Below are 14,202 nucleotides of genomic sequence, written 5' to 3' on the forward strand. Positions count from 1 at the left end.
ATATGCATAAAATCATTGGCCTTACAGGCGGTATCGGTTCCGGAAAAACAACTGTAGCTCGTTTCATAGAAGAGATGGGATATCCTGTTTATAATTCGGATACAAGAGCAAAAGATCTGGTGAATGAAAGTCATGATCTAAAAGCAGCTATTATTCAGCTATTAGGATCACAAGCTTATGACGAAAATGGGCTCTATGACCGAAAATATGTCGGGTCTATAGTTTTTAGTAATGATGAATTGCTAAAACAGCTGAATGCAATTATTCATCCTGCCGTTAATAAAGATTTTCATGACTGGGTAAAGAGACAATCCCGTGAAATTATCTTTAAAGAAACAGCACTACTTTTTGAGCTGAAATTAAACTTGCAGTGTGACAAAAGTTTGCTGGTAACAGCTGATGAAAGTATAAGAATAAAAAGGGTGATGGACAGGGATTCAAAAACCTATCGTGAAGTAGAAAAAGTAATAGATAATCAAATGCCGGAAAGAAAGAAAATACGGCTTGCAGATTATGTCATTGAAAATAATTCGGATATGCAACACCTTCGTTTGAGTACCGAAAAAATTATGACATCTCTTATTAACGATTTGCATAAAATTTAGAACTAAACCCTTTCTACAAGGGTTTTCTAATTTTCATACATATAAAAAACTTTGGTAAAATAATATTGAATATTAAAAAATTCATATTATTTTTTTTATTATTTTTGGAAGCATTTTGTTTTAGCTCACAATTGATGAGTAGATTAAAATGTTTAAGTAATAAGTGATTGGAAGCCTCCTGAAAAGGAGGCTTTTTATGTTAAAACAGGTAAGCTACACTCCACATAAAGCCAAGTTTGAACTTATTGGCATCGGTTCCGAATCCCGGAATTACCATTGGAGTTATATTTTCTTGTTTCGTTGTATAAATCATGTATTTTGGCTGTACTTGTGCATCTATATAGAAATTAGAATGGAAAAGCTCTACCCTTCCTCCAATAGCTCCTTCCAGCCAATAAGCAGATTGAGATGATGTCGGAAATGACGCATAAGAATCGTGTCCCTGATATCCTCTGGTTGGGATCGATCTCATTTCCTGCTGATAAAAAGATGCTGCTACCTTTCCGCCGGCATAAAATCCGTTTTGTTTATTTTCAGGGTCCGGACTTAGCATGTATAATGTTCCGGCTTTAACGAACAATCCTTTTGCTGATACATCGTATCCGTTTTTGTCATACTTATTCTTTTCATAACCTACATCAGCTACCAAGTGAAGCCTTGGTTGTATACGTGATGTAGCAAAAGCCTGGAATAATTTCTGATCGGTAAAAGCCATTAGCCCTAAGTGAAGCACATCTACTCCAATCATTACATTCGGCTTATATTTCCATTTCTTAGCAGCAAGGGTATCACTGCTTATCTTTTTCTTCTCCTGCGCAAAGCTTAAGGAAATAAAAAGACTAAAAATTAAAGTATAGAACAGTCTTAACTTCATTATGAATTTGATTAGAGTTAATGTCGACACTTTTCACCGGATTTAGTCCTTCAACTGGTGATACTGTAAGATTATCATACAATTTTCTGATTCCGCATCCTGGTGAAACATATTCTGAAGATTCAGTATACTTTACCTTGATTTTAGAGATTTCTGTTTTTGATTTTGGGTTGGTTTGAACCAGAATATCCGTAAAGCCGTCTCCGGTAACTTTCAGCGGTATCATTACCGAATCTACCGCTTTGGAGTTATTCGCTACCATTAGGGTATCTGTACCCCATAGGATACGGACTGTAAGGCTGTCCATCTTGGCAAGCTTACCATCTGCAGCTCTTTTAAACTTTACTTTCATCTTAGGAGAACCTCCCTCAGTACATATATCATCTTCCTGATTACAGGCTACTACAGCCAGCAACAATGGAACAAAGCAAAATATAAACTTTATATACTTCATGATTTTTTAATAAGCAGTGCTATATTCTCTACGTGATGGGTCTGCGGGAACATGTCTACCGGCAAAACCTTCACTAAGTTATAATGTTCTTTTAACATAGCCAAATCTCTGGCCTGCGTTGCAGAATTACAGCTTACATATACAATTTTCTCTGGTGACAGATTAAGTATCTGCTCTACAACCTTAGCATGCATACCATCTCTTGGCGGGTCAGTAATTAAAACATCTGCCTTAGGGTGAGATTCTAAAAATTCCTGATTGAAGATATCTTTCATATCTCCACAGTAGAATGTACAATTGGTAAGGCCATTCAGTTCCGCATGCTCTTTAGCTGCATCTATCGCCTCCTGTACCGCTTCTATACCGATTACTTGCTTTGCATTACGGGCAACATATTGTGCAATAGTACCTGTACCTGTATAAAGATCGTATACAACTTCATCTCCTTTCAGATCAGCAAATTCAAGGGTCTTACGGTACAATTCCAAAGCTTGCTTATAGTTGGTCTGGAAAAATGATTTTGGTCCTATTTTAAATCTAAGCCCATCCATTTCTTCATACAAAAATCCTTCTCCGTAGTAAGTCTGAATATCCAGGTCATAGATACTATCATTTCCTTTTGGATTAATAGCATAAAGCAATGTATGGATTTGTGGAAACTTCTGTAATAAGTAATCAAGAAGCTTTACACGCTCTGTTTCGTTCTCTTCAAAAAGCTGGAATAAAACCATCCATTCTCCTTTAGAGTTCTGACGCATCATTAACGTACGAAGAAAGCCTTCCTGATTTCTTACATCAAAGAATTCAAGGTTATTTTCCTCGGCATATTCTTTTACAGCAAGACGAATATTGTTGGATGGATCTTCTTGCAGGAAACACTCCTTCAGGTCCAGAATCTTGCTCCACTGTCCCGGAATATGAAATCCTAACGCATTTCTGTCAGCTATTTCTTCGGTAGAATTCACTTCTTCTAATGTAAGCCAACGTGCATTAGAAAAAGAAAATTCCATTTTATTTCTGTAAAAATACTGTTCTGCAGATCCCAGAATAGGCACAGCTTCAAAGCCATCAATACCACCAATTCTGCGGATGTTGTTCAGTACTTCATCCTCTTTAAACTCTAATTGCTTTTCGTAACTAAGATTCTGCCATTTACATCCTCCACATACACTGAAATGCATACATCTGGCATCTACTCTGTCAGGAGATTCCTCCAGAATCTCTATTGCTTCAGCTTCAATATAGTTCTTTTTCGACTTTTTCATACGGGCGTTTACCAGATCTCCGGGTACAGCCCCACTCACCAAAATGGTTTTACCATCCTCTGTTTTACCAACAGAAACTCCTTTCGCACCGGCTGAAAGGAGTTTGATATTTTCAAGAATTACATTCTTCTTTTTTTTCTGCATCTTATATTATTTAGCTTTCGCTTCTGTCTTTACTTTTGCTGAATCCACAGGCGCTGGTGCAGGCTGCATTTGCATTTGTGGCGGCGCAATAGCTGGTCCGGTAATTCCGGATACCTTATCTAAAGCAGTTTTGAAGTCAGGCTCCATCATACTCATGAAACTCTTGCTTGCTATTTTACCATCTTTATCTAAGATTACAAAGCTTGGCAATTTAAATCCGTATAGTGCATATTTTTGTGCCATTTCAGATTTAAGACCTCCTTTTGCATATAGTTTCTGTCCTTCAGTTCCGCTTAGCATTGCTACAGCTGTTTTCTTAAATTGAGCTGCATTGTCATCCACATCAATGAATACAAAGTTTACTTTACTCTTATAAGCATTAGTAACTTCTTTAAGCATTGGTACTACAGATTCTGCAATATATGGATTCCAAGAAGCATAGAACATAATCAATGTAGGTTTTCCGTTGAATGAAGAAGAAGGTACTTTTTTACCACTCACATCAATAAAGTCTACTGATGGTGCAGCTGTACCAACTTTAAGACCGTAAACAGCTTTTTCTACTTTCTCCAATCCTGTTTTAACTTCAGAGTCTTTAATGTTATCATTTAATAACTTCATTAATTTTTCTGAGTTAGCTTGTTGTGGATGCATATCCATTCCTGCAACAAAAGAAATCAGGTAGTCTTTAACCAATTGAGAATAATCTTTTTTATCCTTGATATAGTTAATGAACATTTCAGTTGTAGTACCATCTGGCTTTTGGTTTTTCATAGCATAAGCCTGGAAATCCTGACCAAGAGTACTTAGCATATAACCTCTGTATGAAGGATACATTTTGATTTTAGCATCTTCATCTCCTTTTAGTTCTTTCTGATAATCTTTTAACTTCTGAGTTGCTTTATAATCAGGCTTTCCTGTAACCTGTCCGTGAAGCTCTATATATTTCCCGGAGAAAGAAAGAAGATTAACATCTAGTTCATCTTTTTTCCATTTTACTAAATCACTGTCAGCACCTGTAGATTTCGCCAGGTTATCCATTTCTTTATTCAAGTCTGATCTGAATTTCTTCAGCTGATCTATGAATTTAGTTTCATCCTGAGTGATGATATCTTGTTGAATTTTAGAAAAATAATTATCTAAATAAGTTTGTGTCTTTTGTAAAAAGACATTGTTTTTTGAATCTCCTTCAACAGTAAATACTTTTGGGAAACCAGCTGCGCTGTTACCAGAAAGCCTTACATTCTCACCACCTTTTAAATAAACGGTACCATAGTTACCTCCATAAGAAAGTGTATATACACCATTTTTAGGAATCTGGATTGTATCAGAGAAATTTCCTTGTGCATCTACACCAAAGTTAGCGATAGGCAGTGTTGCGACACCTGACATGTCAACAATTTCTATTCTTTCCAATGGTGAGCCTCCGATAACTTTACCAGAGATAACAACAGTCTTTTTGTTTGAACAAGACACTATAAATAAAGTGCATAATACTATTAATAATAGTTTTTTCATCTCAAAATTTTAATAGAAGCAAAAATAACCTTTTTTCCATATATATCCCTGATTTTGTCATCTTTTAATATTATTTAACGCTTACTTCTGTTTTCACAGTGTGCTTTAAGACTGAAATTAAATTTTTCTCTCCAGCATCATTCTCTAAAAAAAATCAGCTCCGGGTTTAAAATGACATTATTATGTTTTGTTATCAAAGAAAAAACCGCTGAATTCAGCGGTTATATTTATACGAGGATGATAGTTGTTCATTTCCTCCAACAGCTAAAGGCTGTTCTAATTTAGTAACTTCAGTCTTGGAACTGAATAAAAATGGGTAAAAAAAATGAAATTAAGGCTTACGAGGTATAACGCCGTCTATGACTTTGTCTATACCACCAATAATACCGTCACGAACTTTTTTCAGCTCCTGTTCGATTTTACTCAACTCTTTGTCAAGACCTCCAATGATATTACCTAGAAGTCCGCCTCCAACAATACTGTTCAGTTCTTTAGAGGATAATTTTTTTCCGCCAAAATTCAATTTGGTCTCTAAATTTTTATTTTCCATTACGTTTAGATTTGGTAATACTAATTTATAAATAATTATTTATTATTAAATATTAAATAATTAAAATATATAAAATTTAACATATCAATAATAACCAACATTACCATACAGATAAGGTTTACAAATAAAAAAAGCCGCTAATAAGCGGCTTTTATTTATAAAGAGATTATAATCTTAGTGATTAGCTGTTGTAAAGTTAGCACTTAGATATTCTCTGTTCATTCTTGCAATGTTCTCCAAAGAGATACCTTTTGGACATTCAACCTCACAAGCTCCTGTATTAGAACAGTTACCGAATCCTTCTTCGTCCATTTGTTTTACCATGTGAAGTACTCTACGTTTTGCTTCAACTCTACCTTGTGGTAACAATGCAAACTGAGAAACTTTAGCACCTACAAATAACATTGCAGAACCATTTTTACAAGTTGCTACACAAGCTCCACATCCGATACATGCTGCAGCATCCATTGCCTTATCAGCATCTTCTTTTGGTACAGGGATATTGTTAGCATCGGTTGTTCTACCTGAAGTATTTACAGAAATAAAACCACCGGCAGCCATTACTCTGTCAAATGCAGAACGGTCTACTACCAAGTCTTTGATTACTGGAAAAGCAGCACTTCTCCATGGCTCGATATGAATAGTTTCGCCATCTTTAAAATGACGCATATGCAGCTGACAAGTAGTAATACCTGTATCAGGACCATGCGCTCTACCATTAATGTATAGAGAACACATACCACAGATACCTTCACGACAGTCGTGATCGAAAGCGATAGGGTCTTTTCCTTCGTTAATTAAATTTTCATTCAGAATATCTAACATTTCAAGGAATGAACTGTCTGTAGATACGTCTGAAATCTTATAGGTTTCGAACTGACCTTTTGTCTTATTATTTTTTTGTCTCCAAATTTTCAGTGTAAGATTGAGACCTTTTTTTTCACTCATAACTTTTATTTTAAGGTTGGAGATTATTTGTAACTTCTTGTTTTAACTTCGATGTTGTCGTAAACAAGATCTTCTTTGTGCATTACCTCGTGGTTGATATCTGCTCCTTTGTATTCCCAGGCAGCAACATATTTGTAGTTCACATCATCACGCTGAGCCTCACCATCTGGCGTAGAATACTCTTCACGGAAGTGACCACCACAAGATTCATTTCTGTTTAATGCATCAATTGCCATTAGCTGACCTAGTTCCAGGAAGTCTGCAACTCTGAAAGCTTTTTCTAATTCCGGATTCAGGTTATCTGCATCTCCCGGAACTCTTACGTTCTGCCAGAAATCTTTTCTTACCTCTTCAATTTCTTTAATCGCTTCCTCAAGTCCCTGAGCTGTACGTCCCATACCAACTTTATTCCACATAATGTTTCCTAATTGCTTATGGAAATGATCTACAGAATGAGTTCCTTTATTGGTAAGGAAGAATTCAACTTTATTTTTAATTTCTGTTTCAGCCTGATCAAATTCAGGTGTATTCGTTGGTATAGCACCGGTTCTGATATCTGCAGAAAGATAATTAGCAATTGTATATGGCAATACAAAATAACCATCTGCAAGACCTTGCATAAGTGCAGAAGCCCCTAGTCTGTTTGCACCGTGATCGGAGAAGTTAGCTTCACCTACAACGAAACATCCCGGAATAGTAGACATCAGGTTATAATCTACCCATACACCACCCATTGTATAGTGTACAGCAGGATATATCTTCATTGGAGTTTCATATGGATTATCCGCAGTAATTTTTTCATACATCTGGAAAAGGTTACCATATTTCTCTTCAACCCAAGCTTTACCTAAAGAATAGATTTGTGCAGAAGAAGGATTGTGGATATTCTGCTCAGTAGCAGACTCCTTACCTTTCTTCATAATCTCCGTAGAGAAATCTAAGTATACACCTTCTTTAGTATCATTATTTTCTATACCGAAACCAGCGTCGCATCTTTCTTTAGCAGCACGTGAAGCAACGTCACGCGGCACTAAGTTACCAAACGCAGGATATCTTCTCTCCAAATAGTAATCTCTGTCTTCTTCAGCAATATCTTTTGCCTTTTTCTTTCCTTCACGGATAGCAATAGAATCTTCAATCTTTTTAGGCACCCAGATTCTTCCTGAGTTTCTTAGAGATTCAGACATCAACGTTAGTTTAGACTGCTGTGTTCCATGTACCGGAATACATGTAGGGTGAATCTGAACGTAGCAAGGGTTTGCGAAGTAAGCACCTTTTTTGTGAATTTTCCATGCAGCGGAAACGTTAGATCCCATTGCATTTGTAGAAAGGAAGTAAACGTTACCATAACCACCGGAAGCAACAACTACAGCGTGAGCAGAATGTCTTTCGATTTCTCCTGTTACCAAGTTTCTTGCAATAATCCCTCTTGCTTTTCCGTCTACAATAACCAGCTCCATCATCTCGTGACGGTTGTACATTTTAATACGACCTTTACCAATCTGACGGCTCATTGCTGCGTAAGCACCTAAAAGAAGCTGCTGACCTGTTTGCCCTTTTGCATAGAAAGTTCTTTTTACCTGAACCCCACCAAAAGAACGGTTATCCAACATACCACCATATTCTCTACCAAATGGCACCCCTTGGGACACACACTGGTCTATGATGTTACCAGAAACCTCAGCCAAACGGTATACGTTAGCTTCTCTTGCACGGTAGTCACCACCTTTAATAGTATCATAAAACAAACGATAGACAGAGTCACCATCGTTCTGATAATTTTTTGCTGCGTTAATACCTCCCTGAGCTGCAATAGAGTGAGCTCTTCTTGGAGAATCCTGATAACAAAAAGCTTTTACGTTATAGCCTTGTTCTGCCAAAGTTGCTGCTGCTGAACCGCCCGCAAGACCTGTTCCTACAACAATAATATCAATTTTGTCCCTGTTGTTTGGCGCAACAAGTTCCATGTGATCTTTATGATTTTTCCATTTGTCAGCCAATGGCCCCGCTGGAATTTTAGAATCTAAACCCATAATAATATTTATTGGTTATTGAGTTACATAATGAAAGATAGCAATAAAAATAAATCCTAAAGGAATGATTACTGCGTAAACATTTCCGATAGTTTTAATTGCTGGTAAATACTTTGGATGATTAGCCCCAACCGATTGGAAAGAAGACTGAAATCCATGAGATAAGTGAAGACCTAGTAATACAAATGAAACTACATAAAGCGCTACTCTCCACAGATCTGCAAATTTGTGATGAAGCTCTTCCCAGTAACGCGTAGGCTCTGGTGACAAATGCTTTACATATTTGAAATCCATTTCATGAATCCAAAAATCGTAAAGGTGTAATGCCAAGAAAGCTAAAATTACTGCTCCTGAAATAATCATATTTCTGGATACCCATGTAGCATTAGCTCCATTGTTGCTGTAACCGTATTTTACCGGACGTGCTTTGTTATTCTTCGCCTCAAGAATAAAGCCCATTACAAAGTGAAACACTACTGCAAACCCTAAAATAGGTTGCATTAAAAACTGTACAAGCGGGTTATATCCCATAAAATGAGACGCCTCATTAAAGGCATCCTGACTAAAAACCGAAATAAGGTTTACAGAAAGGTGCATAATAAGGAATATCAGCAAAAACATCGCTGATAAAGCCATAAGGAATTTTCTCCCGATTGATGAAGATGTCAATCCTGCCATAGTCTAATTATATTATTTTTCTAATTTCACAAAATTAACAATTCTTGTGCGTGTAGTAAATGAGATTCATCATTAAACCTTAGTTTATATTGAATCTAAATAATTAACATTATTTAACAGATTTTATCTCATTTCTATATTTCAACTGATCAAATTCCTTAGTGTTAAAATAAATAATTTCATAATTCTTAATTCTTCGGGAAACGACATAAGGCTTAACTAAGTAATTTTCAATCTTATTTTTATTCAGATTATCAGCAAAAAAGAAGACAACTTTGTCATTTTTTCTGACAGAAAAAATCTTCTGATTAAAATACTGATGACTCAAGAATTCTTCTTTATGAAAAGCATGAATATTTAACCCTAGTCTTAGCAAAAAGAAAAAACAGACTACAAAACAGAACTGAAGCACTCTCTTATTCCTTCTTTCTTTTATCAGAAACCTCAGCAAATACAGAAACACAAAAAGCAATATAACTTCAGATAAAGACATTGGTATATCTTCAAAAAATAAAAAATCTGCCTGAGCAAAAAAATGGATGATTTTTAATAAATGAATAATTAGCTGGTCATAAAGAAAATTAATCACAAAAACATCTCCAAAAAAGTTCAACACGAAAACCATTAACAGGGAAAAGACAATAATAATTTCTGAGAGCGGAACTACAACCAGATTCGCAATAACAGAAACTAAAGAGAATTGATGGAAATAATACAAAATAAGCGGTAAGGTTATCAATTGTGCTGAAAGTGTAATACTGACTATCTGAAGAAAAAAATCATGAATATTATTTCGGGCTTTAGGCAGACAGTTTAATATAGGCCGGTTTAACCAATAAATTCCGAATACCGCCAGAAAGCTTAATTGAAAACCTATATCAAACAACTGCTGAGTATCTGCTATCAAAATTATCAGTCCAGACAATGCCATGGAATGTAATAAATCCGATTTTCGCTGTAAAAGCACCATAACATAGTAAAATGTGAGCATAAGACAGGATCTCACAACTGAACTTCCATAATCTATGAATACCGCGAAAACCCATATTAATATTAAACTTATTATGACAGCGATATTTTTGAATTTTAACGGAGTGCTTCTTTTCAGAACAAACATTAATAACCAGAAAATAATCACCATATGCGTTCCGGAAATTGCTAAAAAATGAACAAGACCCGTTTTAGTGAAATCTGATGATACACCTGCATCCATATCAGTTCTATCCGCAAGGATGATACCTTTCAGAAAATCTCTGGACTCTGAGGAAAGTGATGAATTATCAATACGCTGTAAAACATCAAGACGAATCTGCTTCACTTTATCTGCCAACAATGTATTTTTTAGACTAGCTACAGGTTCTTCTTTTGAATAGATCTGATAAGCCACATTATTCCGCAACATGTATTTCTGATAATTGAACTGGTAATCGTTCTGCGGAGGTTTAATCTTATTGATATAGTAAATTCCTGAATAAGTATGTGTAAAATCTAATCCGTTTCTATCCTTTTTCAAACTATAAACAGCATAAAAAGGTCGCACCAGCTTTTCTTCTCCGCCGATTGCAGATACATATATAATATAACGTCTGTTTTCTTCCGTGCTGTTAAGCTTTTTTACAATCTGAAAATTAATAGCCAGCTTTCCTTTAAAGTCAGGAAGGCTTTTATCCGGTGAATTAAATGAATGTGAAAGCTGCCCCAGAAAAATAAAGAACAGCATAAATGCTATAGCTTTTCCCTTTTTAAAACAAAAAGAAATCAAGGAACAAACAACAACAAGCATAACGAATCCTGCAGCGTTTTTGTCTGCAGAAAATTCATCTCCGGCTAAAATTCCAATTGAGAAAGAAATGAAAAGACAGAAAACAGGCTGCTTTTTCATTAACAATCAATTTAATTAAACTTAGTTTCAATACATTCGAATCTTAAATTTAATTAAAAAAATAAATTAAAAGCAAGTTATATAGGAAAATAAAACTATTCAACAATAATATTTGCTGCTTCATCTGAAGCTCCGGCACCACCAAGCCTCTCGCGAAGGATATAATATTCATCCAAAATCCGTTCTCTGTCCGATCCGGAAAGGATTAAAGAAAGTTCTTTTTTAAGATTATCTGTAGTCAACTCTTTCTGGATCAACTCTTTTACTACTTCTTTATCCATAATAAGGTTAACCAAACAAATATATTTTATGTGCTTTACAAGTCGCTTAGCTATTTCATAAGAAATCTGGCTTCCACGATAACATACAACTTCCGGAACATTTAACAATGCTGTTTCCAATGTTGCAGTTCCCGAAGTTACCAGAGCTGCTTTGGAAGATCTCAGGAGATCATAAGTTTTATTAGAAACGAAATGAACCTGGTCGTCTACATACTGCTCATAAAACTCTTTTTCCAACGAAGGCGCTCCAGCAATTACAAACTGATAGTCCGGAAAGAATGGCCGAACAGAAAGCATAATTTCCAACATCTTCTCCACCTCCTGCTTTCGGCTACCGGGTAATAAAGCAATTATCTCTTTGTCTGTAAGGTTATTTTCAGTCCTGAATTTTTGTGTATCCAGATCTGGCAGATTATGTATAGCATCTAGTAGTGGATGCCCAACAAAATGAGTATCTACCTGATGTTTTTTATAAAAATCTTTTTCGAAAGGCAGAATTACCAGCATGTCGTCCACATATTTCTTAATGATTTCTACACGTCCTTCCTTCCAAGCCCACAATTGTGGTGAGATATAATAAACAACTCTTATTCCTAGTGATTTTGCAAATTTTGCAATACGTAAATTAAATCCCGGATAATCTATCAGTACCAAAACATCGGGTTTGTAATCCTGAATATCTTTTTTACACAGCTTGATATTCCCCAGAATTGTTCCAAGGTTCTGAATAACTTCAGCAAATCCCATAAATGCCAGATCACGGTAATGCTTCACTAATGTTCCGCCTTGTGCTTCCATTAAATTCCCGCCCCAGAACCTAAATTCTGCGTCAGTATCTTTCTTTTTAATGGACTTCATAAGATTTGAACCGTGTAAATCTCCGGAAGCCTCTCCGGCAATAAGGTAATATTTCAAAGGTAATCAGCTATTAGATGTTATTCATTCAGATGCCTGTTCCGTAAGCATTCTTCATGCTTCATTGACAGTATCTAAATCTGGTATTATTTTCTTCTAAATTAATTTGACTTAATTTTGTGTAAAGATAAAAATAAAAAATGTCAGAAGAATTTGAAATTCGCAATAAAGTAGCTGAGAACACTAGTCTAGTTAATTTTGACCTGGCAAGCCTGCAACCCAAAGGAAAAAGAGTAGGGATCGATATAAAAGACTTCCTTTTTCAGGAGCTTATTTTGAAGGAAAAGGATTTTCGCCAAATGATTTCAGATCTGGATACAGAGCCATATAAAGACTGTTATGTATACATCTACTGTTCTGTAGATGCTATTGTTCCGCTATGGGCTTATTTCCTTCTTGGAGACAAACTAATGTCTTCTGCTAAAAAGGTAGTCTATGGCTCGCAAAAAGAACTGGAATTACTTCTTTTCCATGATGCAATTCAGCAACATGACTTTTCCGAAATGCAGGACAAAAGAGTTCTGGTAAAAGGATGCTCTGATTTTAGCATTCCGGAAAACGCCTATGTAGAATTGGTAGAAAAGCTTCGCCCTATTGTAAAGTCTTTAATGTTTGGGGAGGCTTGCAGTAATGTTCCGATTTTCAAAAAATAAATGCCGAACTCGTATTATTTTTTTTAAATTCGTTGAGTAAACAACAAAATAAAAACACTATGAGTTTATTAGACCTTATTACAGGTAACACCGGCAACCAGGTTGCTGAACAAGCTGAAAACAAAATGGGAATCAGCAAAAGTCAGATTATTGCACTATTGGCAGTAGCCGCTCCTTTAGTAATATCTTATCTTAGAAACAAATCTAAAAATACAGCTGACGCTGAGGCTCTAAATAATGCACTAGACAAAGATCATGATGGCAGCATTTTAAATGATCCAAGTCAGGCTCTAAACAGACAAGATGAAGGTAGTTCTATCCTGAATCACGTTTTTGGAAGTGACAAACAAAACGTTGAGAACCAACTTTCTCAAAGTACAGGTATCTCTATGGATAAAATAGGTCCGGCATTAGCAATGCTTGCACCAATTATCATGGGATATATTGGGCAACAAAAACAAGCCAGCAATACAGGAGCAGGCGGTCTTGGTGACTTATTAGGAGGCATTATGGGAAATGCTACAAATGATGCTAAAGCTTCTTCCGGAAACCCAATCACTGATCTTTTAGGAAGTGTTCTAGGTGGTGGAAACCAACAACAAGGACAAAGCGGTGGCCTTGGAGGTCTTTTAGGAGGTTTATTCGGGAAGTAATTATTCTTAACCACATATACAAACCGGGACTTTGTTCCGGTTTTTTTATTTACACTAATTTTTATTTTTAAAGAAAAAATATTTATTGTATTACGATAAATATTTATACATTTGCGATATAATCAAAATATTAAACATGAAAATTATTGGTAAGAATTCACTGGCAAAATATTTAAGTTATTTGTTTCTGATACTTTTTATATTTATTGCTTTCCATGTCATTTATGAGTTTATAGGATTTGCTATTACTTATATCAATCTAAAGACAAATAACAGCTTTTTGTCGGAAACTTTTTATGTCGGACATTCTATTGATTGGGCTGAAAAAATAATAACCAATCCCGATCATCTATTTTTCAGATTCAAATATCCTTTCTCAGATCAACAAATGCTTACAGGAAATTATACTCTTGGCACATTTTTCAATCATGCCATTGCCGGAATTTTCTGGAGCATATTTCTTTTCTATGGTTACAAGATTTCGAAGGCACTAAGTAAAGAAGATATATTCAGTAAAGAAATTATCAGATTCCTAAAAACACTTTACATCTCAATATTTGTTTTCGTCTCCCTATATATCATTAATTGGGTAATTATATCTAAGATACCCTTTAGTGGCTCACTTTTCTTTTCAAGTTTCACCTACATATTCATTGCTATTATTGCAGCATTTACTACCGAATTCTTTAAAAAAGGATATAAACTTCAATCTGAAAACGATTTAACAATCTAAATACACCAAAACATAG

General features: G+C 35.5%; 14 protein-coding genes. 4 read left to right on the forward strand and 10 right to left on the reverse strand.

Going from position 1 to position 14,202, the window contains the following annotated elements:
- Positions 1-2: 2 nt before the first annotated feature.
- Positions 3-605 carry a dephospho-CoA kinase gene (gene coaE, locus AYC65_RS15630; RefSeq protein ID WP_034867885.1) on the forward strand — a complete coding sequence of 201 codons (603 nt, stop codon included), beginning with the start codon at positions 3-5 and terminating at the stop codon, positions 603-605.
- A gap of 199 nt (positions 606-804) precedes the next feature.
- On the opposite strand, the gene AYC65_RS15635 is transcribed toward coaE, so the two are convergent.
- From AYC65_RS15635 to lpxB, 10 genes are all read right to left on the reverse strand, one after another.
- Positions 805-1,479 carry a DUF6048 family protein gene (locus tag AYC65_RS15635; RefSeq protein ID WP_034867888.1) on the reverse strand — a complete coding sequence of 225 codons (675 nt, stop codon included), beginning with the start codon at positions 1,477-1,479 and terminating at the stop codon, positions 805-807.
- Positions 1,445-1,933: a DUF6452 family protein gene (locus AYC65_RS15640; protein WP_034867891.1), complete on the reverse strand. Its 489-nt coding sequence runs from the start codon at positions 1,931-1,933 to the stop codon at positions 1,445-1,447. The genes AYC65_RS15635 and AYC65_RS15640 overlap by 35 nt, the downstream gene beginning before the upstream one ends.
- Positions 1,930-3,342 (reverse strand): 23S rRNA (uracil(1939)-C(5))-methyltransferase RlmD, encoded by a 1,413-nt coding sequence (gene rlmD, locus AYC65_RS15645; protein WP_034867894.1) that lies wholly within the window; start codon positions 3,340-3,342, stop codon positions 1,930-1,932. The genes AYC65_RS15640 and rlmD overlap by 4 nt, the downstream gene beginning before the upstream one ends.
- A 6-nt stretch (positions 3,343-3,348) precedes the next feature.
- Complete coding sequence (locus AYC65_RS15650; RefSeq protein ID WP_034867896.1) at positions 3,349-4,860, reverse strand: TlpA family protein disulfide reductase; 1,512 nt, start codon at positions 4,858-4,860, stop codon at positions 3,349-3,351.
- 331 nt (positions 4,861-5,191) lie between these two features.
- Positions 5,192-5,410: a hypothetical protein gene (locus AYC65_RS15655; protein WP_034867898.1), complete on the reverse strand. Its 219-nt coding sequence runs from the start codon at positions 5,408-5,410 to the stop codon at positions 5,192-5,194.
- Between the two features lie 174 nt (positions 5,411-5,584).
- Entirely contained in the window at positions 5,585-6,358 is a 774-nt protein-coding gene (locus AYC65_RS15660) for a succinate dehydrogenase/fumarate reductase iron-sulfur subunit (protein WP_034867900.1), read from the reverse strand.
- Positions 6,359-6,381: 23 nt separating this feature from the next.
- Entirely contained in the window at positions 6,382-8,391 is a 2,010-nt protein-coding gene (locus tag AYC65_RS15665; RefSeq protein ID WP_034867902.1) for a fumarate reductase/succinate dehydrogenase flavoprotein subunit, read from the reverse strand.
- Positions 8,392-8,406: 15 nt separating this feature from the next.
- Positions 8,407-9,069, reverse strand: a complete 663-nt coding sequence (locus AYC65_RS15670) for a succinate dehydrogenase cytochrome b subunit (protein WP_034867904.1) — start codon at positions 9,067-9,069, stop codon at positions 8,407-8,409.
- 109 nt (positions 9,070-9,178) lie between these two features.
- Positions 9,179-10,951, reverse strand: a complete 1,773-nt coding sequence (locus tag AYC65_RS15675) for a ComEC/Rec2 family competence protein (protein ID WP_034867906.1) — start codon at positions 10,949-10,951, stop codon at positions 9,179-9,181.
- A 95-nt stretch (positions 10,952-11,046) separates the two neighbouring features.
- A complete protein-coding gene (lpxB, locus tag AYC65_RS15680) occupies positions 11,047-12,147 on the reverse strand; it encodes a lipid-A-disaccharide synthase (protein WP_034867908.1) in 1,101 nt (366 codons plus the stop codon).
- 140 nt (positions 12,148-12,287) lie between these two features.
- On the opposite strand from lpxB, the gene AYC65_RS15685 reads away from it, so the two are divergent.
- From AYC65_RS15685 to AYC65_RS15695, 3 genes are all read left to right on the forward strand, one after another.
- Positions 12,288-12,800, forward strand: coding sequence for a DUF2480 family protein (locus AYC65_RS15685; protein ID WP_034867910.1), 513 nt, complete (start codon positions 12,288-12,290; stop codon positions 12,798-12,800).
- 32 nt (positions 12,801-12,832) lie between these two features.
- On the forward strand, positions 12,833-13,453 hold the full coding sequence (locus AYC65_RS15690; RefSeq protein WP_257788227.1) for a DUF937 domain-containing protein: 621 nt from the start codon (positions 12,833-12,835) through the stop codon (positions 13,451-13,453).
- 136 nt (positions 13,454-13,589) lie between these two features.
- The gene (locus AYC65_RS15695) at positions 13,590-14,186 is read left to right on the forward strand and encodes a DUF2975 domain-containing protein (protein WP_034867915.1); all 597 of its coding nucleotides are present in this window, start codon (positions 13,590-13,592) and stop codon (positions 14,184-14,186) included.
- The last annotated feature ends 16 nt before the right edge of the window (positions 14,187-14,202 follow it).

The sequence above is a fragment of the Elizabethkingia bruuniana genome (assembly GCF_002024805.1).
GTDB classification, from domain to species: domain Bacteria; phylum Bacteroidota; class Bacteroidia; order Flavobacteriales; family Weeksellaceae; genus Elizabethkingia; species Elizabethkingia bruuniana.